The 26,384-nt window shown below is 41.7% G+C and carries 24 protein-coding genes, 1 tRNA gene and 1 pseudogene; 4 read left to right on the top strand and 22 right to left on the bottom strand.

All coding sequences use genetic code 11. The features are described from left to right. Positions 1–9 precede the first annotated feature (9 nt). The 8 genes from DWV68_RS08400 to DWV68_RS14555 all read right to left on the bottom strand — a co-directional run bounded on the left by DWV68_RS08400 (position 10) and on the right by DWV68_RS14555 (position 6,891). Entirely contained in the window at positions 10–2,646 is a 2,637-nt protein-coding gene (locus tag DWV68_RS08400) for an InlB B-repeat-containing protein (protein ID WP_197420837.1), read from the bottom strand. A gap of 10 nt (positions 2,647–2,656) precedes the next feature. Continuing rightward, positions 2,657–3,292: a hypothetical protein gene (locus DWV68_RS08395; protein ID WP_117947671.1), complete on the bottom strand. Its 636-nt coding sequence runs from the start codon at positions 3,290–3,292 to the stop codon at positions 2,657–2,659. Continuing rightward, positions 3,289–3,732: a hypothetical protein gene (locus DWV68_RS08390; protein WP_118665495.1), complete on the bottom strand. Its 444-nt coding sequence runs from the start codon at positions 3,730–3,732 to the stop codon at positions 3,289–3,291. Before DWV68_RS08390 ends, DWV68_RS08395 begins: the two co-directional genes overlap by 4 nt. A gap of 5 nt (positions 3,733–3,737) precedes the next feature. After that, positions 3,738–3,881 carry a hypothetical protein gene (locus tag DWV68_RS14415; RefSeq protein WP_156454680.1) on the bottom strand — a complete coding sequence of 48 codons (144 nt, stop codon included), beginning with the start codon at positions 3,879–3,881 and terminating at the stop codon, positions 3,738–3,740. Between the two features lie 116 nt (positions 3,882–3,997). Then, positions 3,998–4,372 carry a hypothetical protein gene (locus DWV68_RS08385; protein ID WP_118665493.1) on the bottom strand — a complete coding sequence of 125 codons (375 nt, stop codon included), beginning with the start codon at positions 4,370–4,372 and terminating at the stop codon, positions 3,998–4,000. A gap of 8 nt (positions 4,373–4,380) precedes the next feature. Further along, positions 4,381–5,643 (bottom strand): hypothetical protein, encoded by a 1,263-nt coding sequence (locus DWV68_RS08380; protein WP_117947673.1) that lies wholly within the window; start codon positions 5,641–5,643, stop codon positions 4,381–4,383. After that, on the bottom strand, positions 5,630–6,712 hold the full coding sequence (locus DWV68_RS08375) for an ATPase, T2SS/T4P/T4SS family (protein WP_317246668.1): 1,083 nt from the start codon (positions 6,710–6,712) through the stop codon (positions 5,630–5,632). The genes DWV68_RS08380 and DWV68_RS08375 overlap by 14 nt, the downstream gene beginning before the upstream one ends. A gap of 11 nt (positions 6,713–6,723) precedes the next feature. Beyond that, positions 6,724–6,891 (bottom strand): hypothetical protein, encoded by a 168-nt coding sequence (locus tag DWV68_RS14555; protein ID WP_022244373.1) that lies wholly within the window; start codon positions 6,889–6,891, stop codon positions 6,724–6,726. Between the two features lie 233 nt (positions 6,892–7,124). On the opposite strand from DWV68_RS14555, the gene DWV68_RS08370 reads away from it, so the two are divergent. Next, entirely contained in the window at positions 7,125–7,997 is an 873-nt protein-coding gene (locus DWV68_RS08370) for a DegV family protein (RefSeq protein WP_022244372.1), read from the top strand. Between the two features lie 282 nt (positions 7,998–8,279). Here the strand turns inward: DWV68_RS08370 and aspS are convergent, their stop codons facing one another. From aspS to DWV68_RS08345, 5 genes are all read right to left on the bottom strand, one after another. Further along, positions 8,280–10,103, bottom strand: a complete 1,824-nt coding sequence (aspS, locus tag DWV68_RS08365; RefSeq protein WP_118665491.1) for an aspartate--tRNA ligase — start codon at positions 10,101–10,103, stop codon at positions 8,280–8,282. A 64-nt stretch (positions 10,104–10,167) separates the two neighbouring features. After that, complete coding sequence (hisS, locus tag DWV68_RS08360) at positions 10,168–11,424, bottom strand: histidine--tRNA ligase (protein ID WP_118665489.1); 1,257 nt, start codon at positions 11,422–11,424, stop codon at positions 10,168–10,170. Between the two features lie 108 nt (positions 11,425–11,532). Further along, positions 11,533–13,026 (bottom strand): coproporphyrinogen dehydrogenase HemZ, encoded by a 1,494-nt coding sequence (hemZ, locus tag DWV68_RS08355; RefSeq protein WP_118665488.1) that lies wholly within the window; start codon positions 13,024–13,026, stop codon positions 11,533–11,535. Between the two features lie 9 nt (positions 13,027–13,035). Further along, complete coding sequence (locus DWV68_RS08350; protein ID WP_118087965.1) at positions 13,036–13,668, bottom strand: MBL fold metallo-hydrolase; 633 nt, start codon at positions 13,666–13,668, stop codon at positions 13,036–13,038. Between the two features lie 75 nt (positions 13,669–13,743). Continuing rightward, positions 13,744–16,059 (bottom strand): RelA/SpoT family protein, encoded by a 2,316-nt coding sequence (locus tag DWV68_RS08345; RefSeq protein ID WP_118639174.1) that lies wholly within the window; start codon positions 16,057–16,059, stop codon positions 13,744–13,746. 172 nt (positions 16,060–16,231) lie between these two features. Between DWV68_RS08345 and DWV68_RS08340 the strand changes: the two genes are divergently transcribed. Continuing rightward, the gene (locus tag DWV68_RS08340; protein ID WP_197420836.1) at positions 16,232–16,606 is read left to right on the top strand and encodes a DUF3783 domain-containing protein; all 375 of its coding nucleotides are present in this window, start codon (positions 16,232–16,234) and stop codon (positions 16,604–16,606) included. Here the strand turns inward: DWV68_RS08340 and DWV68_RS08335 are convergent. The 3 genes from DWV68_RS08335 to DWV68_RS08325 are packed head-to-tail and all read right to left on the bottom strand — an operon-like array spanning position 16,603 to position 18,549. Further along, positions 16,603–17,466, bottom strand: a complete 864-nt coding sequence (locus DWV68_RS08335; protein ID WP_197420835.1) for an aldose 1-epimerase family protein — start codon at positions 17,464–17,466, stop codon at positions 16,603–16,605. The two genes, DWV68_RS08340 and DWV68_RS08335, sit on opposite strands and share 4 nt — an antisense overlap. Continuing rightward, positions 17,450–18,043 carry a M48 family metallopeptidase gene (locus tag DWV68_RS08330; RefSeq protein WP_118087678.1) on the bottom strand — a complete coding sequence of 198 codons (594 nt, stop codon included), beginning with the start codon at positions 18,041–18,043 and terminating at the stop codon, positions 17,450–17,452. The genes DWV68_RS08335 and DWV68_RS08330 overlap by 17 nt, the downstream gene beginning before the upstream one ends. A gap of 56 nt (positions 18,044–18,099) precedes the next feature. Beyond that, positions 18,100–18,549: a hypothetical protein gene (locus DWV68_RS08325; protein WP_022244363.1), complete on the bottom strand. Its 450-nt coding sequence runs from the start codon at positions 18,547–18,549 to the stop codon at positions 18,100–18,102. A gap of 111 nt (positions 18,550–18,660) precedes the next feature. Here DWV68_RS08325 and DWV68_RS08320 point away from each other — a divergent pair. Further along, positions 18,661–18,733: transfer RNA gene (locus DWV68_RS08320), tRNA-Gly, on the top strand. Positions 18,734–18,984: 251 nt separating this feature from the next. Further along, on the top strand, positions 18,985–21,129 hold the full coding sequence (locus tag DWV68_RS08315) for a hypothetical protein (RefSeq protein WP_118087679.1): 2,145 nt from the start codon (positions 18,985–18,987) through the stop codon (positions 21,127–21,129). 55 nt (positions 21,130–21,184) lie between these two features. On the opposite strand, the pseudogene DWV68_RS15080 reads toward DWV68_RS08315, so the two are convergent. The 6 genes and pseudogenes from DWV68_RS15080 to hisA all read right to left on the bottom strand — a co-directional run. Next, a pseudogene (locus DWV68_RS15080) lies at positions 21,185–21,253 on the bottom strand (hypothetical protein); the annotation flags it as partial. A 68-nt stretch (positions 21,254–21,321) separates the two neighbouring features. Beyond that, positions 21,322–21,993 (bottom strand): helix-turn-helix transcriptional regulator, encoded by a 672-nt coding sequence (locus DWV68_RS14725; RefSeq protein WP_243089499.1) that lies wholly within the window; start codon positions 21,991–21,993, stop codon positions 21,322–21,324. A gap of 350 nt (positions 21,994–22,343) precedes the next feature. Further along, on the bottom strand, positions 22,344–23,558 hold the full coding sequence (locus DWV68_RS08305) for an LL-diaminopimelate aminotransferase (protein ID WP_117841815.1): 1,215 nt from the start codon (positions 23,556–23,558) through the stop codon (positions 22,344–22,346). 56 nt (positions 23,559–23,614) lie between these two features. Then, complete coding sequence (locus tag DWV68_RS08300) at positions 23,615–24,163, bottom strand: ANTAR domain-containing response regulator (RefSeq protein ID WP_117698948.1); 549 nt, start codon at positions 24,161–24,163, stop codon at positions 23,615–23,617. A 33-nt stretch (positions 24,164–24,196) separates the two neighbouring features. After that, positions 24,197–25,525, bottom strand: a complete 1,329-nt coding sequence (glnA, locus tag DWV68_RS08295; protein WP_118665482.1) for a type I glutamate--ammonia ligase — start codon at positions 25,523–25,525, stop codon at positions 24,197–24,199. 19 nt (positions 25,526–25,544) lie between these two features. Then, complete coding sequence (gene hisA, locus DWV68_RS08290) at positions 25,545–26,324, bottom strand: phosphoribosylformimino-5-aminoimidazole carboxamide ribotide isomerase (RefSeq protein WP_022244358.1); 780 nt, start codon at positions 26,322–26,324, stop codon at positions 25,545–25,547. Between the last annotated feature and the right edge of the window lie 60 nt (positions 26,325–26,384).

Here is a 26,384-nt window from a genome sequence, read left to right as displayed (position 1 = left end):
TCTTTCTTTCTAAATTTCGGCATATTCACCGATACAATGGATAAATTTGTTCCGAAAACGCTCTATTTCCGTCATTTTCCCAGTATTATGCTGCAATTCATATTCTTTCATCTCATTCATCTGTTGATGTGATAAATTCCAGACTTCTAAAGCCGTATTCCTTTGCAATGCCTCTTCTAACTGTCTGTAATTTTCTTCTCTCCTCCAAATAGAATCCTGTGTTATGGTATCAAGATATTTTTCACTGATAAATCGAAACGTTTTTTCTTTGTCCTCCACCTGTTGCGAGGTAGTATCCACCAGATAAACGGTAACCTGTTTTCTGCTGACATTGCCAACTGCATCTTTTGCATAATAAGTAATCGTGGTGGTTCCTTCATGCGCAAAGTTCTTCCACTCTTCTTCCGTATAATCTTCCACGCAAAAAACAGTATTCTTCTCTTCATCTACTCCGCTCTCTAAGATACCTTCCGGATTATCTTCTGAGCTGTTTTCTCTGTCCTTTGCACATGCCTGCTGCAAAAGTATTTCCTCTGTAATCCTGCCGCTTCTTGCATCCGTCAAACTATAATACTGATCTTTTGCCTCAATAACAGGACTCTCATCCCACTGTGCATATAATCTCTGTTCCCCTGCATGGCAAAAAACATCTTCTTCCCCGATAAGTTCTTTTTCCTGCCATATTACATCCGGCTTTTTATCTTCCTCTTTGTCCTGTTCTGTATCCGGCTCTGTGCTCCATCCTAAGAAAAGGAAGTTCTCCCGCACGGCGTCTGGCATTTCTCCATAGGGTGTCCCATAATATCGGCTCTCCTGCTTTGTCTCTTCTCCATCGATCAGGCCTCCATTTCCATCAAAAATGATTGGAAAGCAATAGCAAAAATCCGTATCTGCTGTTGCATAGCCATCCAGACTGTCATATGCATAAATTGAAATCAGATGCCTTCCATATTCATTCTTATGTTTTACAGCAGAGGTATAATAACGGTAATTATAGTTTTGCCCCTCTATAAAATAGTCCCCTTTTTCTCCTAATTCTGACATCTGCCATTCTGCCGTCAAATCATCCTGACCCTGGTTTTCACTCCACACCGCAAAAGCAGTCTTTTTAATTCCATCTCCGCCATCCCGCACAAAGACATATGTATAGAATCCATCCGTTCCATTCTGAATCGATATCGTCCGCTCTATAACCGGTGGCTTTGATTTCTTCCAAATGGCATAAAAGGTCTGATTCTCCGTTACCACTACCTTATCTCCTGAATTATATACCGGCTCTTTAGCACCTTTCCTGTCTGCCCAGCCGGCAAACGCATACCCACTGCGCTTTGCAGATGGAAGTATTACTTCTGCATCCTTCCATTGTGCCTTTAATAGAACCTCTCCCTTATGCTTTGAAGATAAATTTAATACCTGTGCCTTATCTTCGTATACAGAAAGTTCCGATAACGCTTCCGGCACACCGATTGTGCCTATTCCCTCTCTATGCTCATTATATCCATGATTTATCCAATGTAATAAATATGACTCACGCCGGCTGCCAAATGCCTGTTTTAAATCTTCCCCTCCATATTTCATATAATCCGTCAATCGAAAATATGGACTGGATATTCTTCGTTCCCTGCCCTGTATCACATACTGATAGAAATGTTTTACTAATGCTGCCTTATTAAACCCGAAACTTTCCAGTAAATCCTGATTTGCTTTTGCATAACAGGGGGCATCAAATGCATACCACGGAAATTCTATTCCGTTATAATAAAAACTGTTATGATCTTCCCACCCGGCAAAGGTGCTTTCCGCGGTAAGTTTCTCTGCCTCAGATGTTCCACCATTTCCATCCAAGGTTACTGTATACTCTTTCTTATACTGATTCTGCTGTAATTGAATCGGTTTTCCATACAGCACATCCGGTTGAGAAGCAACAGTTCCGCTGGTAGCCCCATTTCCATCATAATGAATGGTATAACGATTTTCGAGATAATTTACTTCGATATTATCATTATGCCATGCGCCATCATCTCCCCAGGGTGTCATTCCACATCCGTTGGTGTCCACCACAAAACTACAGGTTTCCTCTTCCATACTCTCAAAGTATGTCTGATAGCAGTTGCTGGTAGACACTCCTTCAAAATGATGCCCCAGCTCCGGCAGACGAAACGTAACCGGAAGATGATATTCCCTTGCTCCTATTTCAGAAGTTGCATTATCATGTCTGGTATAATATTCCCTATCTTCTAATGTAATGCCAAGCTCGTCTCCCCCAATCAGATACATTTTATAATAGATTCGATAATTAATCCCATTGGAATGACGTTCCCCTATATTACAGTCAATCCGGTAACGAGCTGTTCTTCCACCTGCATTGTCACGAACTATCAATATGAAATACCCGGAAGTTTCCGGATACCAGGTCTGCGCACTTCCGTAAACAGATGAAGTCAATTCATCCGGCATTTCTTCCAACTGCTTGGTTTCTTCTGTTTCTAATACTTCTGCTTCTAATACTTCTGCTTTTTCAGATTCTGCCACCTCAGTTTCTTCTACCGTTTCCGCACTTATCATCTGAATACTGCACGGACTCATAAAAAGAATCATGCATCCGCAAAGGAAACGGCATACTCCCTTTCGCACCTTCTTTTTCATGCTTACCCCCCTATTCAAATACTGCATAATATGTCTGATTTTCTTCTACACACTGTGTAAAATCCGCGAGATAATCCTTGCTGTCCCGCCACTCTAAAAACTTCTTTTTCAAATCATCACAAACCGGTTCTGCCGGAGAGGTACAGTAATCCCCCTTTTGTATTTCCAGCTTCTTATAATAAGATTTTCCCTGTTCCATTTCTTCCCTGGAGCGATAAAAGATTACCGTCTGCATTGCCACTTCTTTTTCCCCTTTCTCCGTTTCTTCGCCATCCCCATCGTCATCTGTAAGAATTGTACGGCAGCACTTTATACTGCCCATTTTCCCACCCGGATACGAAAAATACTCTTCCACTTCCACAGAAAGTAATCCTTTTTCTGCATCTGCTGCAAGCATCCGAACGGTTAATTCTGAATTGGAATTCATCTGTGGAACCAGATTTCGAATCAGTAATGTCCTCATATCTTCGGAAGTATAATCTCTGTCTGCATCCGCCTGTACCATCTGCAATGTTGTTTCCATTGCTTCGGTAAGACTCTGTTCTAATTCTTCTTTTCGTACATTTTTATGCTGCATGGTCAGCAGAACTACCACAAATAAAACAACAATTCCTCCGGATAATACCCCCAATACCATATGTTTCATATACCGCCTCCATTTACCGGAATCCGGAAACGGGAAACCGTCCGCTTTTCATATGCATCTTCTACCCGCACCTCTATTTCATAGATTCCTGCCTTTTCATAAATATCTTCTACTGTTTTTCCTGCCTGATTTCTGATATCAGTTATCTCAATCTTAAGTTCCTTTCCATCTGCATCCACTGCGTGAAACAGTTCTGATAACGCTATCTTATCTGCAATCGTTAAGATGCGATGATCTTCATAGATAATCACCGGAACCTGACGGCTATGAATATCTTTTAACATTTTTCCGTCCATATTATTTCCAACATCTGCACCGGCTGCCGGACGTTCCATCCCACTTCCAATTATGCGAAATCCCCATAAGCATAATATCAGTAACATTGCCGCCACTAATACGGTAATTACTGTCTGTCCATATTCTTTCCATAATGTTTTCATTTGTTTTACCCCAATGCCCCCTGTGCCCTGCTTATCATTTCATAAAGATAACCTCCCTGTGAAAACAGTCCAAATAAAATTCCTGTCATAACAATGACTGCCAGAACCGCTATCACAAGTCCACCATATTCTTCCATAAAAAAATGCATTTTTATCCCCTTACCGGACATAACCAAGCAAATACCACAACACTCCGATACAACCACTTCCAAGTACTGCATAGATGATTGCCTGTCCATAATCCTCCATAATTTTTCTCATAAATCTACCTTCCAAATCCCCGGATACTATGCTCCGTTTTACTGTGAAACGGTCCCATCCGGTATGCGTAATGCAATATCACTTCCGCCATGGTTACCTCCTTTTCCAATGGCGGCACATTTCCATTTTCACATACAATTACAGTTCCGGAATCTTCATATAAATTCACCTGCAGCTGATAACCCAATTCATCAGCCTGCTTTATACAGGCATTTATTACTTCCCGGTTATAATTGCTGTTTTCCAGTTCCACTACTACATCCGATTTAAAATTTCTTGCCTGACAAATCTGTGCTTCTGCTGCAACAATACCTATTCCAACTGTTGACAGCAGCATCATCAGAAATATTCCAAGATATGTTTTTATTACCTGCTCCATCTAATCCCCTATCTATGTACGCTTGCTAAAAATACCACCAGAAATGCCGTCATATCAATCATCATTTTTCCTGCCCCAGTCAATGCCGGAGCTAAAAACAATGCATATAATCCAGCCAGTGAATCCTGATTTTGCTCTCTTTCTGCCTTATCCAAAAGTTCCTGATTCCGTTTTAAAATCTGACTTAACTGCTTTTCACTATTTCCATATCCGCCGTTGGATAATGCATACAACATCCGCATGGCAGAATGCACATCCGGCAAATCATAATCTTTTAAAAAATTAAGATATGGTTCCAGACTCTCCGGATTCTGTGAAAGTTCTTCCAGCATATCATCCACTGCCGGTCTTAGAACCTCCGGTGTCTGCGGCCGGATACGATAGAATGCCACCTGCACATTTTCAGTCTGAAGCAATAAAGAAATGTCCATTAACCACTGCGGAAATTCCGTTTCCATTTTCTTTCTCAGATACTTCCGGTAGAAATTACTGCGCACTCCTTTATGGGACTGCACATAACGATATTTCTTTTCATCCCCTTCTCCATAAGATTCCCTTTCCTTCAACCAGTTGCGGCAGGTACGCTTCATTGCCCGGAAGCAAATCAGCATATCCAGGGACAGAAAAAGAATTGATGCAATCTGGCAAACCAAAAGTTGCGATAATTCAATATCTTTTGGCAGCAAATGATTCGTTATTGCACATACCAGAATGGATAAACCCACCGCTAAGAATACATTTCTTCGATATTTCTTACAGTCCTGTTGATGCAGTCTGACCCGTTCCATCCACTTCTGCAAATCCTCCAAAAGCAATTCCACCGTTGTCTCGTATGCTCCGCCATACTGTTCTACCATCAGAAAATACGCATGAATCTCTTTCATTCTGCGATTTTCATACTGCTGCTCAATCGCATCTAACTCTTCTTTCATATTGCTGTCATATTCTTTTCGTAAATGAAAGATTGCAGTTTCTATCTGTTTTCGCATGGCTCCCGGTTCAAACAATGCACAAACTGTCTCCAGTGCAGATAAGATTTTCGGATTCTGCAAAAATGCATACAGCATCTGCTCCATATACAATTCTGCTTCCTGCAGACGGGTCTGTTGCTTCTTTTCTTCCTTCAACACTTTATCCATACGCCACATAACAAGAACAAATACAATACTGCAGCAGATATATCCCTGCCACTTAAGCTGTAATAAAAATGCTGCCAGCAGCAATAATCCATAACAACCTCCATAGGCAACGAAACGCTCATTCTTTTTCATATTCTTCTCCTTCCAGACGATGTTGTATCATCGGATTATCAAATGGCTCGGAAATTCCATGCCGCTTCATACGCGCAATCAGCCCTTTTGGAAGTTCTCTCACCATAAGATTGCCATCCACCACCTGCATATGTATTTCATTTCTTCCTTCTTCTCTTACAAAGAAGCAGACCTGATCTATATAACGGTACAATTTTCCTTCTGCACTCATTTTCTTCCGCAGCAGAATTCCAACATCAACATAGCTGTATACATCATTTTCCATGCGGTCTGCATCCATACGGCTCTCCATCATATTCAAAATACGGTCCGGAATTTTACGCACATCATCCGTATGAAGCGTGGTAAATCCACGGATTCCGGTAGACCAGCATTCCAGTAAAGACTTTACTTCCGTAGAACGTGCCTCCGATAACATAATCCAGGATGGGTTCTGTCTGAGACATGTCTTAATGGCTTTGGTATAATCAAAATCCGGATTAATTCGCAGTTCCACACAATCTTTTCCGGGATTAATCTGACTGTAATGCCATTCCGGATTATCCTCTATTGTAATGACACGCTCTCCTGCCGGAATAAACTGCGAGAAAAATTTTGCACATTCTGTCTTTCCCGCCCCCGGTTCTCCACAAAAAACAAAATTCATTTTTGCAGCCACACAATTGGTCAGCAATTCTAATACCGGAACAGCTACATACTCATCCTCCACCATCTTTTTTACCTGCATACGCAGCATTGGCATTGACTTACGGATGCAGATGCTCCTGCCGGATATGGCAACAGATTCATGCACAATACTGATACGCAGCGTGTCGGTCTCCGCCTCCAACAAATTATTTTTCTTGTTAAAAGGCTTGCTCACTTCATTGGCAATCCGATGGGAAAACTGCTCTACAAACTTCTCTGTAATGCCATGACTTCGAATCAGATAGCGTTCATTTTCTACATCTGTAATCCACAACTGGTTTCCGTTATAGTCAATATCTGTAATCTTATCATTCCGAACATAACGCCAAAGGGGGCCAAAATAATCCGGCTCCATCCGGATACCCAGTTCCTGTCTGTCCAAGTCATCCCCTCCTATGGTGTTCCGATGTTATTTCCAAAGTTATCAATTAAGTTCTTAAATGCATCATAAACGGGGCCACTGGTTCCATTTCCCATAATTGCTGTCACAAGTGCTGCTAATGCTGCAATCGCAACTACTGTTATAATTACCCCACCATACTGTTCAAAAATTTCTTTCAAATAAGAAAACCCCTTTCCATACTGAATTTCGTTTCACTGTTTGGAATATTTGGGAGGAAACTCCCGGATAAAAAAAGATAAATAAGATGGCTCTAATCATACCTGCTTTTTCTTTTTTTGTAAATATATTTTTTCATTTTTATAAAAATTTTACATTTTCATTTTTCATTATGCTATAATAAAAAAGGTATGATTTTATGCCACAATTTTATATAAGAACTACAGGAGGACACATGAATAAATTTATTATTACCACCGACACTACCGCAGATTTGCCGGCAGATTATGTAGCAGAACATAATCTTGGCATGCTGTCACTCACTTATACTATAGACGGCAAAACCTATGACTGGGAACATCCAATGGATGTCAAAGAATTCTATGCAAAGATGCGCGCCGGCTCTCTGCCTACCACCTCTCAGGTCAACCCGGAAACTGCCCGCGAAATCTTTACAAAAATTGCCACGGAAAATGACTGTGATATTCTTCACATTGCCTTTTCCAGCGGACTCAGCGGCAGCTACTCCAGTACAAAAATTGCTGCAAGTGAAATGGAAGAAGATAATTTTCCACATAAAGTCGTTGTCGTAGACTCTCTCTGTGCTTCCATGGGAGAGGGACTTCTGGTTCACAAAGCTGTCCAGATGAAAGAAAATGGTGCCACTTTAGAAGAAACCGTAAAATGGCTGGAAGAAAACAAACTACATCTAGTACATAACTTTACGGTAGATGATTTGTTCCACCTTCACAGAGGTGGACGTGTTTCTAAAACCGCTGCTGTTCTTGGTACCATGATTAACTTAAAACCGGTGCTTCATGTAGATGATGAAGGTCATCTTATCATGGTTTCCAAGGTTCGTGGACGTAAAAAATCCCTGATTACCCTGGTTGACAATATGGAAAAACAGATGGGCTCCTACCGTGACCAGAATGATATCGTATTTATCAGCCATGGTGATGCTTTAGAAGATGCACAGTTTGTTGCAAATCTTGTAAAAGAACGTTTTGGCATCGACAGCTTCTTAATCAATTACGTCGGTTCAACCATCGGTGCACATTCCGGTCCGGGAACTATTGCGCTGTTCTATATGGGTGAATATCGATAAAACGCCAGCAGATACGAAGCGGTCAAAGTCAGCTTCTTACGGATGTCTGGCAAAATATCTGACAACTACGAGAAACACGCTTTGCGAGTTTCTCGAGTTATCGCGGTGCTCGCCAAAATCTGCTGAGAAAAGAAATTCGCTCAGGCAAGCCTGGCTCTTTCTTTTCTCTCAGATTTTTCTCGCTACTCGCGTAAATCAAAAAAGAGTTATTGTACCACGGTTTAAAATTCTGTGATACAATAACTCTTTTATTTATGTGAGAAACATGCTTTATCTGTTTCTTTATTTTTCTGCAGCTTCTTCTGCTTCTTTTTCTTCTACTTCTTTCTCATCCACTTTGATGCACAGTTCCTCTAACTGCTTCTCATCTACGATATCCGGGGCATTGGACATAAGGTCGGATGCATCCTTTACTTTCGGGAATGCGATGACATCACGGATGGAATCTGCATGTACCATATGCATAACCAGACGGTCAAGACCATAAGCCAGTCCTGCGTGTGGTGGTACACCATAGGAGAATGCATCCAGAAGGAATCCAAACTGCTCATGTGCTCTCTCTTTTGTAAAGCCAAGAACCTCAAACATTTTCTCCTGAATATCACTCTGGTGGATACGGACAGAACCACCGCCTAACTCGGTACCATTTAATACGATGTCATATGCTTTGGCACGTACTGCACCCGGATCTGTATCAATCTTATCCCAGTCCTCTTCCATTGGCATGGTAAACGGATGATGCATTGCCATATAACGATTCTCTTCGTCTGACCACTCCAACAATGGGAACTCTGTAATCCAGAGGAAATTATACTGGTTCGGGTCTAAAAGGTCTAATTCTTTGGCAATTTCAAGACGAAGTGCACCTAATACATTCCATACGATTTTATTCTTATCTGCTGCAAATAAAAGCAGGTCTCCCGGCTTTCCGTCCATTGCTGCTACCAGATTCTTCAATTCCTCTTCTGTCATGAATTTTGCAAAGGATGATTTATAGCTGCCATCTTCCTGTACAGAAAGATAAGCAAGTCCTTTTGCTCCATAGCCTTTTGCAAACTCTACCAGCTTGTCAATCTTCTTTCTTGGCATTGTGCCCTGTCCTTCTGCATTGATACCACGGACAGAACCACCCTGCTCTAACGCACTGGTAAATACACCAAAACCGCAATCTTTTACAATATCAGATACATCCTTTAATTCCATTCCAAAACGGGTATCCGGCTTATCAGAACCAAAACGATCCATTGCTTCCTGCCAAGGCATTCTCTTAAGTGGAAGTTCTACATCTACATCGATGGCTTCTTTGAAAATGTATTTTAACAGACGCTCATTGACATCTAATACATCATCAATATCTACAAATGAAAGTTCCATATCTGCCTGGGTAAATTCCGGCTGACGGTCTGCACGTAAATCCTCATCACGGAAACATTTTGCAATTTGGAAATAACGGTCATATCCGGATGCCATCAGAAGCTGTTTAAAAAGCTGCGGTGACTGTGGCAGCGCATAAAAACTGCCTGGATGCACACGGCTTGGCACCAGATAATCTCTTGCACCTTCCGGTGTAGACTTACAAAGAACCGGTGTCTCAATCTCTAAGAAACCTTCTTTTGCCATAAAATCACGCATCAGATATGCTACTTTACTACGCAGCATCAGGTTACGCTGGATATCCGGTCTACGTAAATCAAGATAACGATATTTTAAACGAATCTCATCTTTCGTCTGGCTGTTCTCTTCAATCTGAAATGGCGGTGTCTGTGATTCTGAAAGAATACGGATACTCTCAGCAATTACCTCAATATCACCGGTCTTTAAATTCTCATTAACTGCTGCAGAACGCTTCTGCACGGTTCCTTCGACTGCAATAACAAACTCGCTACGCAGTGTTCCTGCTTTGGCAAAGCCTTCGCTTCCTACCTTTGGCTCGTCGAATACAAGCTGCAGAATTCCGGAACGGTCTCTTAAATCTATGAATATAAGACTTCCTAAATTTCTTCTTTTCTGTACCCATCCCATGACGGTAACTTTTTCTCCAATATTGGCATTGGATACCTCTGTACATCTATGGGTTCTGTGTAATCCCTGCATGGATTCTGACATTTTCTTATCCTCCTAAAAATCTTATCAAAATCATTCCATTTTCTGCTTCTTGCAGAAAAACAGACTATCTGTTAAAAAACTCCACAAATTCTTCATAACCCTCTGCCGTAAGCTTCTCCTTCTGGAACTTCTTGTTCTTATTCATACGAACCACTAATACCTGGGTTCCTTCGGAACGTTCCTTCTGAGCCTGTGCAATTACCTCCTGCAGCTTATCTGCCGGATATCCCTTTTCAATGAGATATGCCTTCTTCACTGCCTGTCCCGGAATCTTAAATCCGCTCTCTAAGAGCAGAAGAATGATTCTTTCAAAACCAATGGAAAATCCGCAAGCCGGTACATCATTTCCGGTAAATCTTCCAACCATCTTATCATAACGTCCGCCACCACCGCAGCTTCCGCCAAACTCCGGCATAGCTATTTCAAAAATAGTTCCTGTATAATAACCCATGCCACGCACTAAAGTCGGGTCAAATACCATTTTAAAATCTGCTGCCTTGGTAGCTTCTACGCTGTCGATAATCTCTGTCAGATTCTGCTTTACTTCTTCCTCTAAGAATCCTGCTTCAATTAATGTATCACATAAGGTAACCAGTCCGTTTTCGGTACCTTCTGCTTTTTCAAATAAGGATAAGTACTTATCGACCGCTTCTTCTGCAAAGCCTTCCTTTTTCAGTTCTTCTGCGACTCCGTCCAGCCCAATCTTGTCCATCTTGTCTAAGATGATAAATACAAGGTCGTAGCTTTCTTCCGGAAATCCGCTGTAAGCTGCCATTGCTTTTAAAATACGGCGTTCATTAATCCGGATTTCAAAATTCTTAAATCCGATTTTTCCAAGCGTTGTTGTTGTCGCAAGAATCAACTCTATCTCTGCCAGATTAGACGGCTCGCCCAGAATATCAATATCACACTGCATGAACTGACGATAACGCCCTCTCTGAGGACGGTCAGCACGCCACACATTTCCCATCTGTAATGCCTTAAACGGGGATGGGAGCTGGTTACTGTTATTGGAATAGAATCTTACCAGCGGAACGGTAAGGTCGTAACGCATACCAAAATCCACTACATCTTCTTCTTTTTCTGCTGTCTCTAAGTTCAGCTTTTCACCACGTTTTAATACTTTGAAAATGAGTTTTTCATTTTCTCCACCCTGTTTGCTGGTGAGGTTTGCAATATTCTCCATACAAGGAGTTTCAATTGGTGTAAATCCAAAACTCCGGTAGGTCTCTTTGATTACATTCTGCACATAATCACGAATCTGCATCTCCTCCGGTAAAATATCCTTCATGCCTGTAACCGGCTTCTTACTCAATGCCATGAAATTTCCTCCATTTTCCGAGATAAGCATTTTATCTATTTTTCTTATTATATATTTGTATTCATACAGAACTATTATATTTTTCGTACCCTGATATGTCAACCGCTTTTATTCCTTCGTAAAGAGCCTGCTCTTGCGCTCTATCATCTCATCAATTCTTGCGATATACTGTGCCACATCCTTGACATTCTCGGCACGTTCAATCCGGTGTGTGCCATCGGGATTTGGCTGTACCCAGACACGCTTCGTGGATGCACCAGCACCACAAGCTACAATACTCTGTTTCTCTTCCATAATAAGAACATTGTATACACCGGCTTTTCCCGGTGCTGCATAGCCTACGTTTTCAAAATTGCCTGCCATATTCTTCTGGCGGTATAAATAATATGGGAAAAGCCCCATTTCTTCTGCTACTTTGGCTGTCAGTGCAATATGGTCTGCAGTATTGACAATCTCAAAATCCTGATAACGCTCTCTTTGTATATTCAGTCTTGCTGCACGCTTGATAGCAAGGGAGTGAACCGTCAGATTATCCGGCGCAAGCTTCCGGATGACTTCCATGGTATCTGCCACATCTGAAAGACTCTCTCCCGGAAGTCCTACGATTAAATCCATATTGATATTATCAAATCCAAGTTCTCTTGCCAGATAAAAGCTGTCTATTGTCTGCTGCACGGTATGATGCCGTCCAATCAGATCCAGTGTCTCCTGTTTCATGGTCTGTGGATTAATGGAAATTCTGCTGATATCATGATTGCGAAGCACCATAAGCTTCTCTTTTGTAATACTGTCCGGTCTTCCGGCTTCCACTGTAAATTCCACTAAATCAGATAAATCAAAACTACATTTAATTTTTCGAATCAATCTGTCTAACTGTTTCGGATTTAATGTGGTCGGTGTTCCACCACCGATATAAATGCTGTTTAATTTCTTATGTGCAAATTTGACCGCTGTATAATCCAGTTCCTTTTCCAGTGCATCCAGATATTCATCCATACGATTCTTCCAGGCTGCCAGGGAATAGGACGTAAAAGAACAGTAAAGACATGTGGTCGGACAGAATGGAATTCCAATATAAAGGCTGTAGCCTTCTTCGTAGTCTAATTTGTGTAAAAGTTCCAACTCCCGCTCTGCAATTTCAATACTGAGCTTTATCTTCTCATCGGAGGTAAAATACGTTTCCTTCATATAGCGGGCAATTTCTTCCTCGCTCTTACCCTCTTCTAAAAGTGCCATCGGAATCTTGGTCGGGCGGATACCGGTAAGATTTCCCCACGGAAGTTCCACTCCGGTATATTCTGACAGCAGCTGATACAGCGTCCGTTTCAGGCTGTTCTTTGTCTCCTTGCGGTTTGTATCATCTACTGCTACTCGTTTTGTAATTCCGGTCTGATTTTCATTTTCTTCTGAAGGCTCTACCTTTTTCCAGGAAAAAATGATTTCTTCCGGTGCAAACTGTACATCCATGTGATAATGTACCGGCTCTTCTTTTTTCTCCTTATCCTTCGTGGAAACATATACCTCTTCCTTCGGATAAAATGCCTTTACCAGCGAATGGATATCATATTCAAATTCTGCTTTATCTAATAATACTGTTATCATGGTTCGTCCTTATAAATACGGATTATGCATCCGCTCATAGCCTATTAAAGTGCTTTCGTCATGTCCGGTATACACGGTCACATCATCCGGCAGCGGCATCAGTTTTTCTCTGATTGCCCGGATTAAATCCGATGCACTTCCTCTTGGGAAATCGGTTCTTCCCACAGATTCCTGAAACAGCGTATCTCCGCTGAAAAGAATCTTCTCATCTGCAATATAATAGCAGCATCCGCCAATGGTATGCCCCGGTGTAAAAAATACACGGATGGAAAATCCTGCAAGATTTAATACTTCTTCGTCTTTTACGAAAACATCTGCACGATAGACCTTATGCTCTCCTATCATCCCGCAAAGGTTAAGTCCCGGGTCTTCCAAGGTCTCCCTCTCTGCCTCATGGGCATAAATGGAAATCTGGTATTTATCTGCAAGCTCTTCTGCTGCTCCTGCATGGTCAAAATGTCCATGGGTCAGAAGGATTGCCACCGGTTTTGCTCCGGTTTTCTCAATCTGCTTTTCAATCAACTGTGCCTGGTCTCCCGGGTCTACCACAAGAAGTTCTCCTGTCTTATGATTTACCAGAAGATAGCAGTTGGTGCAGACTGGTCCCACAATATATCGTAATACTTCTGTCTGTTCTGTCATAATTTTCCTCTTCTATAATAATAACTGACTTTGACTTTTTTTCATAAATCAGCAATTTATTTTGCTAATGCTCTATCAGCCGGTAGTACGTTCAATATCAATCACGCTCTCTACCTGACGGATTTTTTCTATTAAGCTGCTCAATTCCTCTTTGCCTTTGGTATTAAAGGAAATAGAAATGGTCGCAACACCCTGTTTGCTGGTCTTGGAATTAATGGAACTGATATCAATTTCCCGTTCGGTGAAAATTCTGGTAATATCTACTAAAAGTCCGGTACGGTTATTACCAAATATTTTAATCTCAGCAAGATAAAGTCCATTGTCACCATGCTCTGCACCCTGCTGCCACTCTGCATCAATCAGACGCACTTTTTCCAGCTCGGAAAGGTTCATGATATTAATGCAATCGGTACGATGAATAGATACACCACGGCCTCTTGTGACAAATCCTACAATTTCATCTCCCGGCACCGGGCTGCAGCATTTGGAAAAATGCACTGCCACATCATAAAGTCCTTTTACAATGATACCACTCTTGGATTTCTGTGGAACTGCCTTATCCTTATTCTCGGAAGGCACATTGTTCAATACATCCTCATCGGTAAGCTGGATTGGGTGGTCTTTCCGGTACTCCTCCAGCATCTTATTCACGACCTGACCTTCTTTCAGTCCGCCGTGTCCTAAGGTTGCCAGTGCGGAATCCCAGTCATGGAATCCATATTTCCGCATAACCTTACTCTGATATTCCGGTTTGTTAATATCCGTAAGATTAATGGATTTTGCCTTACAATACTGGGCAATCAGTTCCTTGCCCTTTACGATATTTTCTTCTTTTAACTCACTCCGGAACCACTGGTTAATCTTATTTTTTGCCTGTGTACTCTTAACAATATTTAACCAGTCACGGCTCGGTCCCTTGGAATTCTGGGACGTGATAATCTCAATACGGTCACCGTTCTGAATCTCGTAATCAATTGGAACTAATTTACCATTTACCTTGGCTCCAATCATCTTATTTCCAACTGCCGAGTGGATACTGTACGCAAAATCTACCGGTGTGGAACCCGTTGGCAGATTCTTTACATCTCCGGACGGAGTAAAGCAGAATACCGTATCGGAAAAGAGGTTCAAATCACTCTTTAACAGGCTCATGAACTCTTTATTATCTGACATGTCTTTCTGCCATTCCAAAATCTGGCGCAGCCAGCTTAACTTCTCTTCCTCTGATTTGGTGGTAGCCACTGTGCCGCCGTTATTGGCAGCTTCCTTATATTTCCAGTGGGCAGCGATACCATATTCTGCGGTACGATGCATCTCAAAGGTACGAATCTGAATCTCAAACGGCTGTCCGGTCGGTCCAATCAGTGTGGTGTGGAGGGACTGATACATATTTGGCTTTGGCATAGCGATATAATCTTTAAAACGTCCCGGGATTGGTTTATACATCTCATGGATGACACCCAGTGCTGCATAGCAGTCCTTGACATTATCCACAATAATTCTTATGGCAAATAAATCATAAATCTGGTCTAAGGTCTTATGCTGATTGACCATTTTCTTATAAATGGAAAAGAAATGCTTTGCTCTTCCATCAATCTGTGCCTTGATTCCTGCATTTTCAATATGTTTACTCACTTCTTTTACAAGGCTCTGCACATAATCATCACGGACACTCTTACGAAGTGCAACCTTTTCTACCAGATCATAATATGCTTCCGGCTCCAGATACTTTAAGGAAAGGTCATCTAATTCGATTTTAATTTTAGAAATACCAAGACGCTGTGCAATCGGCGCATAGATATCCATGGTCTCTCTTGCTTTTTCCTTCTGCTTCTCTGGTGTCATATATTTTAACGTACGCATATTGTGCAGCCGGTCTGCCAGCTTGATTAAGATAACACGAATATCCTTTGCCATGGCAAGGAACATTTTTCTTAAGTTCTCTGCCTGAACCTCGACTTTATCCGCATCATAAGATAACTGGCCCAGCTTTGTAACGCCATCCACCAAAAGGGCAATCTCTTCTGAGAACTCGGAAGCAATTTCCTCTACTGTCATGACGGTATCCTCTACGACATCATGAAGCAGTCCGGCTACGATAGTCTCTTTATCCAGCTCCAGCTCCGCTAAAATAATTGCCACACACAACGGATGAATGATATATGCTTCACCGGATTTTCGTACCTGTCCCTTATGTGCCGTATCCGCTGTCTTATATGCCTTTTCAATCAAAGAAATATCTGTCGATGGGTGATATTTCTTCACACTGGCAATCAGCTCCTGATACAGGCTCTCCGGACTGACGAATTCCTGCATGGTCTTTATGTTGTCATCCTTAGACACCACTTCATTTTCTAATTCTTCTAATTCTTCTGTTGTAATATCTGCCATAATTCACACCAACTTTTTTGCGTTTTATCCCACTTTTAACTATGATTTTTCATTATAATAAAAAATATATAAAAATGCAATCTTTTATACTTGCCATTTTCCCCCGGAAACCTTATACTTTATGGCTGAATGGCAGATTTTTTCTACCTCTTTAAGAAAGGAGTTTTCCCTTATGCATCCAGTTTTATTATTTTACAATTTAGAAAACAGCAAAGGCAGAACATTAAAAATGCTCTGCCTCCGGTTAAAAATAAAAATCCGTATTATCACCAAAGAACAATATAATCAGACTTTAGGTGCCCTCGCAGGGATTGATGGCTTCCCTTTGAAAGAAGAGGCCTATACCGGCGATGGTTTCACCGACGAAATGCTGGTATTCAAAGGCTTTGATAATGCTCTTTTAGACCGTTTCCTGGTGGAATTTAAAAAGCTTCATCTTACCAGAATCGGTCTGAAAGCCGTTCTCACGGAGCACAATATCAACTGGGATTCCATTGCACTTCATGAAGAACTCTTAGCGGAAGATAAGAAAATGCATGAAAATTAATCTTCTCCTGCAATTTCTATGGTGTATGCTGCCTGAAAGCATGCACCCTGTGCTAACGCATGTCCCCATTCCCTTTCTTCCAAACTTCCGTTAAAATCCTCTTTATCGCATCTTCCAAACCAAGGTTCAATGGCTGCATATGGTGCATTCTTCTTCTCTGCTGACCAGAGTCCAAATAACGGAGCTTCCGGGAAATACACATTTAAGTAATTCTTTCCTTCCGGATCACGCAAAGATACTTCATGAGTCTGGTTATTCTCTATCACATAAGCACCATTGTCAAAGAAATCCTTCGTAAATGCTGCAAATCCATTTTCTAACTTAAGCTCACTTTCGCTGTTTAATGCCAGTCCGGATTCTACGTCAAAATCACGACAGATGGCATTTCCATTCATATGCATGTCATAGCCATAACCGCTCTTGTCCGCTTCGCCATGTACCGGGCAGGAGAAGCATGGATGGAATCCACAGGAAAAATACATTTTTTCCTTACCGGTATTCTTAATGTTCCATGTGATTTCCAGTCTGTTGCCATTCATATGATAGATTAATTCCATCTCATAATCGAAGGGATATTTTTCTTTTGTTGTATCATCGGACTGATGGGTAAAAACGAGTGTATTTTCATCTTTTTTCTCCACCTTCCACTCTACATCACGGACATAACCGTGCTGTCCCATCTTGTAAGTCTTTCCCTGATAATGATAGACTCCGTCTTTTAAGCTTCCAACAATCGGAAACAGATTTGGTGCACTCCGTTTGTAATACTCCGGATTGCTGCACCACATATACTCAATGTTACTTTTCTTTCCAAGCACAGATTTCAGTTCTGCCCCAAGGGACTCAACTTCCACCTTCATGCTCGCGTTTTCCATGGAATAACGCATATTCTCTCAACCTCTTTTCTCGTATTCTATGATCTGACATCACAGTATCCAGCACCTGATAAAATCGTCTGCTGTGATTTGCTTCTACCAGGTGTGCCAGTTCATGAGCAGCAACATATTCTGCGCATTCTAACGGAAGGTCTGCCAGTACTTTATTCAAAGTAATGGATGCCTTTGCCTTGCAGCAGCTCCCATAGCGGCTGGTCATGCTGCGGAATCTGACCGTTGGCATAGAAATATGATAAGCCCGAAACAGTTCATACTCCTGCAGCAGTATATCTCTTAAATACTGCTCTTTCTGCCGGTTCCACTCCAGTGCATCCACATCTATCCTCTGCTGATTTGCAAGCTTCTTTTGCATCATGCGGATCCACTCCGCCTTGCTCTGCACAAATGCATCCACTTTCTTTTTGCTCATGCGATAGGGCATCGTTACTGCTACTACGCCATTGGCTTTTACCCGGATGATAATATTCTTTACTTTTTTTGGTGTCAGTTCATATTGTATTGTATTCTCCATTCCATTATTATAGCTTTTTGGTCCCGGCACTGACAAGCCTTTTTCTTGTTTTCCTTTTGCTATTTCTGTCGTATCATTTTATACTGTTACTCCGCCTCTGTCTCCGGGGCAGCCGCTGCTTTTTCCAGGGCATCATCAATGGCGTGAATCAGCACCATGGACGTATACTGGTTATCATCGGAATAGCTGAGATTATCCGTTGACTGATTTTCATATATCTGTTCTTTCAAATTATCCAGCGCCGGCTGCATCAACGGATACATTGCGGTTACAGTTTCATCGAGATTTACCAGCGAAATGGAATTGATTTTATTCTCATCCACCACAACCTCCACATCCACGGTTTTATCATTAAATATGATGGAAGACGTATATACCCCTGCCACATATTTCATGGTCTCCCGGCTCTCCTCATCTTTATCCGGAGAAAACATATAGACCAACAATAATACCAGTAATATTCCAAGTACCGCAAAAATTCCTGTGTAAATCAGTTCCTTCATATGAAGCACTACAATCTTTGTCTTTGCACTCAAGGGAGTCCTCCTGCTTTCTTGCTTATTGTATTTTATGTGAAAACTTTTCTAATATTACACTTGACAAACCCTTTTTCTTATAGTATAGTAAATTTTGTGTTCAACACAAATGCGATAGTGGCGTAGTTGGTAACGCGCGACCTTGCCAAGGTCGAGACCGCGGGTTCGAGCCCCGTCTATCGCTCTACTTTTAAGAAAGGACATCCGATTGGATGTCCTTTCTTTTTACTTTACAGGAAATTGCTTTCCTGTAAAGTAAAAAACGCTTCCGCATCCTGGAGGTCCCCACTGAATCAAAAATCCAGATTAATCCTAACACAGGATCCAGGTGCTTTCATTATTTATTATAGCAAATACAGGAAACTATATGTTATAATAAATAATGACTATATTTCGTCTCATGTAAATGAGGACAAAAAACAGGAGGTGTTTCAAATGAAAACGATACATAGAAAACATAGTATCGGACGACTTGTAAGCTTTGTGCTTGCATTTAGTATGATATTTGCAATGGTACCGGCTACCGTATTTGCAGATGATACGACCCAGACTATATATATCGGGGGAAATGAATTAACGGTTAAGACAAATGAAGCATCGTATTGGAAGTATAATGAGGGGACCGGCGAAATTAAGGCATGTTCCGAGGCAGAGGCAAACGTGGTGATAAATGCAGAGACGAAACATGACCCTGCATCGGCAATCGTTGTGAACCTGCGAAATGTAAAGATTTACAGCAATAGTGGAGGTGAATCGGAAGATTGTTTTAATTCAGGTATTTACTGTCCAAATACCTTCTTGGAGCTACGGATTAACGGAGACTGCAGCATTACCGGTGCCAGATATGGAGTATATGTAAACCAGATTCGTATTACACCGTTTGATACAGCAGCTAAGCTTACCATTACAGGGGACAACAATCGTGCTTCCATAGGGACTTATTTTCCGGAGGCATGTGCCTTGTATTCGTCAGGATTAATTTGGTTTAATCCGGGTTGTGAGCATACGGATTTTTCTGTGATCTTGCGAAGTAGTACGAAAACTCTGAAGCAAGGAAAAGGAAAATTTTTTTATAACGGTTCAACAGCATCTATTCTTACCAGTCCCAATATGCTCGGCGGTAATGCGACAGAATATTTTCCTGATGAAAACAGCGACTTTAATCTTGGAGATACGAGTCAGGTGATGTATATGGAATATAAGGTTGGCTCGCGGGTGTTTGACCGTGCGGAGATTACCGGAGCAACGTTACAGTTTAATGACGGAGATGCTCCGGTATTTACGGCACAGGTTGCTGCCGGAGAAGAAGGCAAATATCTTATCGACTCTGAGCAATGGAGTGAGTTGGATGAAAACGGGAATAAGGTGAAGTGGTGTTCTTCAAATAAATATGATAATCCGCAGGATGAAAGTCAGTTGTTAAAAACCTTTGAAGCAGGAAAGACCTATTATTATTCTGTAAGAATTATACTTTCTATGATGACAGTTGACAGCTTTACAGAAAAGATGCCAGTAATTATTAACGGAGAATCCTTTCCGGTCACCAATACCCAACCAATATCAGGCGATTATTGGACTGTTTATGCTACAAATATTAAGAGCATGACGTTACCGAGCAGACAAGTGCCGGAGGACATTAAGACGATTGACGTTACGAATGCGACACTTACCTACCATGCAGGAGATGCACCAAAAGCAACCGCAGCCTTAAGTGGTGAAAATGCCACCAAGTACAAGATTGTATATGAATACTGGGCGGAAATGGAAAAACAGAGCGACGGCACTGTGGTACCGGTAAAATTCTGGTATTCGGATGCAACAAAAAATGCAAAACTGGCAGACGACCAAAAGATAACCACCTTTGAAGAAGGCAAAAACTATACGTACTGCATTAATCTGGAGGCGGTCGATGGAAACTTCTTTGCAGATGTAGATACGGGACTGACTATGACCTTAAATGGGGAAACAGTTGATGCATCCAAAATAACAGTCGATGAGGGATGTGATTCCTTATATGCTATGGAACTTAAGACCATGCAGCCGACAGTAGCACAAAGTACCTATAAGTTCCTGGAGGGAGAAAATGTTTCATGGTCGCAGGGCGGCAACGGTACATTAAGATTCCGTGTAAACGGAGAAATCAGCAAGTTTACAGGAGTAAAGGTTGACGGTACTCTGGTTTCGGCTGATAATTACACAGCACAGTCCGGTTCCACAATCATTACATTAAAGAGCAGTTACTTAAAAGACTTATCTGTCGGTACCCATAAGATAACAGTCATTTATACAGACGGCGAATGCAGTGCGGATTTTGAGATTAAACGGGCAACAGGCGGTACGACCACAGAGGCAACTACTGAAAGCGGAAAGAGTAGCTCAGAAGCAGCCACGGTCACGGTCACGGCCACGGCTACAGCTACAACGGAAAGTACGACTGCTACAAACGCACCAAAGACAGGGGATGACAGCAATCCATTGGTTTGGATAGTATTGCTGGCAGCTGCCTGTGGCGGAATGGCAGTTGTTGTAAGGTATAAATCAAAATATCTAGAAAAAAGATGTGAGCGTATTTCCAAGTGATGGATACCTTCTGGATTTCTGCTGTCTCCTTTACTTCAAAGGTTACATCACTTGCTGCCTTATATCCATATAGTGCAGATTTCTCTCTGAGCGTGTACTTTCCAACAGGAAGGCTCTCAATCATGTGAGCCTTCCTGCTGTTTCATCCTCTTCTTTCGATTCTTCAACTCTCTTCGCAAAGCTTTTCATATTCTAACTGCCAAGCTTCTGGTTCCGCCATTCATTGGCAGACATTCCTTCCTGCTTCTTAAATACACGGGAAAAATGTGCCAGATCCAGGAATCCTACTGCATCAGAAATATCCCCGATGCGAAGGGACGGATCCTCTAACAGCTTCTTGGCATGTTCAATTCGACAATGATTTAAAATATCAGAAAAACTCTGACCGGTATGACGGTTTAATAATTTACTCAAATGCCACTGGCTGACATAGGTTTTCTCTGCTACTTCACACAAGGTCAGCTTCTGATTATAATTGGATTCTATGTATTTTAGTGCATTCTTTACAATAAAACTGCTGGATGCACTTTCATGTGGCTGGGCTGCTGCATCATCCGAAGACGAAGCACCGCCGTTATTGCCGGTTGTGGCATAATTTGCATAATATTGTGGTGCTGTCGTATTAACAGGCAATTGGGAAAGAAATAAGAAATTTCTTTTTAATATTTGGATATTGAAGGACATCTGGATAATATGCACTGGAATACCAGCAGTTCTTAAATATCGGTTTTGCTTGATGGTAAACTGTCTTTCCGTTGCTTTGACAGGGGCACTGCACTGTCCGTCAACTACGGATGCAACATAAAATCTGCAAGGGGCACTAAGAATTTCGTTATAAATAGTATCTGTTCCGGCAACCGGCACAAATTCACATCCATGTTCAAATGCGCCTCGCTGGCACTTCCCTGTGTCAGCGTTGCCGGATAACAGACGAAATTCTAAGTGCCCCTAACAGACCTTATCATGCATCCGTAGTTGACGAACAATACAGTGCCTTTGTCAAACATTGGAAAGACTGTTTTAATAGTCAAAAGCAAAACCGATATTTTAGAATTACGGTATTTCAGTGTAAAATCCAGATGCCCTTCGATATCCAAACTTTTTTAAATAAATATATTTTTCTTCCCAATTGCCTGTTATATCGGATGTCAAAAAGGGACAGCAATTAAAATCGCTGTCCCTTCTATATTTTCGTATATCCTTATGACACTGACTTATAATGCCTTAATTCTCTCTAATGCTGCAACTGAATTCTCATATGTTCCGAATGCTGTCAGTCTGAAGTATCCTTCTCCGCTTGGTCCGAATCCGGATCCCGGTGTTCCTACTACATTGGCATTTTCTAAGAGGTAATCAAAGAAATCCCAGGATGTCATCTGCTCCGGTGTCTTTAACCAGATATATGGTGCATTTACACCACCGAATACTTCGAAGCCTGCTTCTTTCAGACCGCTCTTAATTACGCTTGCATTTTTCATGTAATATGCAACCTGTTCTTTTAACTGTGCTTTTCCAGCTTCGGAATATACTGCTTCACCGGCACGCTGTACGATATAAGGTGCGCCGTTGAATTTGGTGCCGTGACGTCTTGCCCACATATCATGTAAAGATACGCCATTGCATTTCAAATCCTTTGGTACTACAGTATATCCAAGACGTACTCCGGTAAATCCTGCATTCTTTGAGAAGCTCTTAATCTCGATTGCACAGGTCTGTGCGCCTTCACATTCGTAAATCGTATGTGCCACATCTGCTTCTGAAATATATGCTTCATAAGCGCCATCATAAATGATCAATGCACCTTCTTTATTGGCATAATCAACCCATTCCTGTAACTGTGCTTTGGTAATGGTTGTTCCTGTCGGGTTATTTGGCAGACACAGATAAATTACATCTGGTGTCTCCTTCGGGAATTCCGGCACGAAATTATTTTCTCTGGTACATGGCATATAAATTACATTGCTCCACATCTGGGTATCCGGGTTATATGTACCGGTTCTTCCAGCCATAACATTGGAATCCACATATACCGGGTATACCGGGTCACATACAGCAATTCTTACATCCGGTCCGAATAATTCCTGAATATTTCCAGAATCACTCTTTGCTCCATCGGATACGAAAATTTCATCTGCTTCGATTGCACATCCTCTTGCCTGATAATCATTTTTTACAATAGCATTACGCAGGAAATCATATCCCAAATCCGGTGCATATCCATGGAAGGTTGCAGGATCTGCCATCTCATCAACTGCCTTATGTAAAGCCTCAATAATTGCCGGAGCGATTGGCTGGGTAACATCCCCGATTCCAAGACGGATGATGTTCTTATCCGGATTTGCCTGGGTAAATGCATTTACCTTTTTGGCAATGGTACTGAATAAATAGCTTCCTGGTAATTTCTGGTAGTTTTCATTAATCTGATACATAATATCTCCTTTTCTTCTCTCTAAATAATCTACTATACTTAACATATTTTTCATACTTATGCATGCATAAGGCTCAAAATCATCTGTGCCGTCTCGATGAGTCCGGTTCCATTATCCATACTCCGTTTCTGGATATACCGGTGTGCTTCTTCTTCACTCATGTTATTCCGTACCATCAGAAGTTCTTTGGCATCCTGTAACATGCGTTTTTCCTCTTCGCTCCGTACCTTCGGTTCCATACGCCGTTTCTTACGCATTCTGGTAATAGTATAAGACATGGTCTCTACCGTCTGTATCAGTTCGTGCACCTTAAGCGGCATGGAAAGGCACATAATATCAGCAACTTCATGCTCATTACAGATATCCGGCGAAGCAACGAGAAGCATCTGAAATGTAGCAGGAATATATTCATGCAGTTCTGTATACATCATGTCCACAAATCTTGGACTGCAGACCAATATACCTCCATCTAACGAATTCGCATACTGCAATGCCTGAGCCCCTGTTGTGACTGCTGCATCTACATGAAATCCACTGCGCACAAGTATATTTTTTATACTTTTGGCGTTTTCTATCTTAGGGAATGCAACAATAACATTAATCAAGTTCTTATCTCCTGTAGCATTTTCTTACATCAACTAAATCTTATACAGATACTCATCAATCTCCCACTGTGTCACCTGGGCTCTGTAGTCCGCCCACTCAGCCTTCTTGGCTTCTGCATATTTCTCTGTAATATGTGGTCCTAAAACCCCTTTGATATAATCATCGTGTTCGAACTCTTCGATTGCTTCCATTAAATCTCCCGGAAGTGATTCAATACCCTTTTCCACTTTCCTGGAAAGTCTCATTTCAAATACATTTTCTCTTACCTCTTCCGGCGGCATAATCTTATTTTCAATTCCATCTAAGCCTGCTGCAAGGCATACTGCCAATGCCAGATATGGATTGGCTGCCGGATCCGGACATCTTAATTCCACCCTGGTTCCTGCTCCTCTGGATGCCGGAATACGAATCAGCGGACTGCGGTTCGTTGCAGACCATGCAATGTAAATCGGTGCTTCATAGCCCGGAACCAGTCTCTTATAAGAATTTATCAGTGGGTTGGTGATAGCGGACATACCTTTCATATGTTTCATTATTCCGCCAATGAAATAATATGCTTCTTTGCTCAAACCAAGTTCACCGGATGGGTCATCAAATATATTTTTTCCATTCCGGGAAAGTGACATATTAATATGCATGCCGGAACCGTTGATTCCATATTTTGGCTTTGGCATAAAGCTTGCAAATAAGCCATGACGCTTTGCAATGGTCTTAACTGCCAGTTTAAAAGTCATAATCTTATCGGCTGTTGCCAATGCTTCATCATAACGGAAATCAATTTCATGCTGTGCCGGTGCTACTTCATGATGGGATGCCTCGATTTCAAATCCCATATCCTCTAAGGTCAGCACCATATCACGTCTTGCATTTTCACCTAAGTCTACCGGTCCTAAGTCAAAGTATCCTGCTTTCTCATGGGAAATGGTTGTGGGCTGACCATTGTCATCGGTATGGAATAAGAAAAATTCACACTCTGGTCCTACCTCAAAGGTATAGCCCATCTTTGCTGCACGCGCAATCTCTTTCCGCAATACGTATCTTGGGTCTCCTTCGAAAGGTGTTCCGTCTGCACAATAAACGTCACAGATAATTCTTGCAACTTTTCCCTGCTGTGGTCTCCATGGGAAAATAGTAAATGTGTCTAAATCCGGGTAGAGATACATATCGGACTCCTCAATCCGGACAAAGCCTTCTATGGATGAGCCGTCAAACATACACTGATTATTCAGTGCCTTCTCTAACTGACTTCGTGTAATTGCCACATTTTTTAAGGTTCCAAACATATCCGTAAACTGAAGCCGGATAAATTCCACATCTTCTTCATCTGCCATACGGATAATATCCTGTTTTGTATACTTCATACTGCCGCTCTCCTTTTCCTTATACTTGATTTATATACTGCAGAACCTCTTTATATGCCATTCTGCCGCCAAACAAGTCTAATGCACTGCCTATCGTCACATTAAGCCTGCCTTTTCCATGTTCTTTTAACTGCTTTAAATCTTCAAAACTGCCGACTCCTCCGGCATATGTAATTGGAATTCTGCCCCAGTCTCCTAACATTTCTGCCAGTGGGACTTCAATGCCGGATGCTTTTCCCTCTACATCTACTGCATGTACTAAAAATTCATCCGCATATTCCTTTAATTTATCTAATAACTCCGGCGTGATTTTCTCTTCGGTAAATTTCTGCCAGCGGTCTGTCACTATATAGTAGTCGCCATCTTTTTTCCGGCAGCTCAAATCCAGAACCAGGTGCTCTTTTCCTACTGCTGCAAGAATTTTTTCCAGATTATTATAATTTACTTTTCCATCCTTAAATACATAGGATGTCACAATTACATGACTGGCTCCTGCCTCGATAAATTCTTTGGCATTCTCTGCATGAATGCCGCCGCCAACCTGCATACCGCCCGGATATGTGTGAAGTGCAAGCAGTGCCTGACGTTTCGTTTCTTTATAATAAGAACTGTCTGACGGATTCAGCAGAATGATATGTCCGCCACGAATCTTATCTTTTTTATAAAATTCTGCAAAATAAGCGGCATCCTGTTCCGCCACAAAATTCTCTTTTGCCTGATTTCCTTCATCCTTAAGACTTCCGCCCACAATCTGCTTGACCTTGCCATTATGGATGTCTATGCACGGTCGAAATTCCATCCTTTTTCCCCCTCTGTTTGAAAAAAGGACAACGTTCACCCTTGGTTGACCCCGTTGTCC

The sequence above is a fragment of the Roseburia sp. AF12-17LB genome (assembly GCF_003479605.1).
In the GTDB taxonomy this organism is placed as follows: Bacteria; Bacillota; Clostridia; order Lachnospirales; family Lachnospiraceae; genus Roseburia_C; species Roseburia_C amylophila.
Note: the sequence above shows the minus strand (reverse complement) of the source record. Positions and strands in the feature narration are given on the sequence as shown.

Excerpts from the sequence above, each read along its gene's own strand:
- DWV68_RS08400 (WP_197420837.1), bottom strand. The coding sequence starts at position 2,646 with ATGAAAAAGAAGGTGCGAAAGGGAGTATGCCGTTTCCTTTGCGGATGC.
- DWV68_RS08395 (WP_117947671.1), bottom strand. The coding sequence starts at position 3,292 with ATGAAACATATGGTATTGGGGGTATTATCCGGAGGAATTGTTGTTTTA.
- DWV68_RS08390 (WP_118665495.1), bottom strand. The coding sequence starts at position 3,732 with ATGAAAACATTATGGAAAGAATATGGACAGACAGTAATTACCGTATTA.
- DWV68_RS14415 (WP_156454680.1), bottom strand. The coding sequence starts at position 3,881 with ATGCATTTTTTTATGGAAGAATATGGTGGACTTGTGATAGCGGTTCTG.
- DWV68_RS08385 (WP_118665493.1), bottom strand. The coding sequence starts at position 4,372 with ATGGAGCAGGTAATAAAAACATATCTTGGAATATTTCTGATGATGCTG.
- DWV68_RS08380 (WP_117947673.1), bottom strand. The coding sequence starts at position 5,643 with ATGAAAAAGAATGAGCGTTTCGTTGCCTATGGAGGTTGTTATGGATTA.
- DWV68_RS08370 (WP_022244372.1), top strand. The coding sequence starts at position 7,125 with ATGAATAAATTTATTATTACCACCGACACTACCGCAGATTTGCCGGCA.
- aspS (WP_118665491.1), bottom strand. The coding sequence starts at position 10,103 with ATGTCAGAATCCATGCAGGGATTACACAGAACCCATAGATGTACAGAG.
- hisS (WP_118665489.1), bottom strand. The coding sequence starts at position 11,424 with ATGGCATTGAGTAAGAAGCCGGTTACAGGCATGAAGGATATTTTACCG.
- hemZ (WP_118665488.1), bottom strand. The coding sequence starts at position 13,026 with ATGATAACAGTATTATTAGATAAAGCAGAATTTGAATATGATATCCAT.
- DWV68_RS08350 (WP_118087965.1), bottom strand. The coding sequence starts at position 13,668 with ATGACAGAACAGACAGAAGTATTACGATATATTGTGGGACCAGTCTGC.
- DWV68_RS08345 (WP_118639174.1), bottom strand. The coding sequence starts at position 16,059 with ATGGCAGATATTACAACAGAAGAATTAGAAGAATTAGAAAATGAAGTG.
- DWV68_RS08340 (WP_197420836.1), top strand. The coding sequence starts at position 16,232 with ATGCATCCAGTTTTATTATTTTACAATTTAGAAAACAGCAAAGGCAGA.
- DWV68_RS08335 (WP_197420835.1), bottom strand. The coding sequence starts at position 17,466 with ATGAAGGTGGAAGTTGAGTCCCTTGGGGCAGAACTGAAATCTGTGCTT.
- DWV68_RS08315 (WP_118087679.1), top strand. The coding sequence starts at position 18,985 with ATGAAAACGATACATAGAAAACATAGTATCGGACGACTTGTAAGCTTT.
- DWV68_RS08305 (WP_117841815.1), bottom strand. The coding sequence starts at position 23,558 with ATGTATCAGATTAATGAAAACTACCAGAAATTACCAGGAAGCTATTTA.
- glnA (WP_118665482.1), bottom strand. The coding sequence starts at position 25,525 with ATGAAGTATACAAAACAGGATATTATCCGTATGGCAGATGAAGAAGAT.
- hisA (WP_022244358.1), bottom strand. The coding sequence starts at position 26,324 with ATGGAATTTCGACCGTGCATAGACATCCATAATGGCAAGGTCAAGCAG.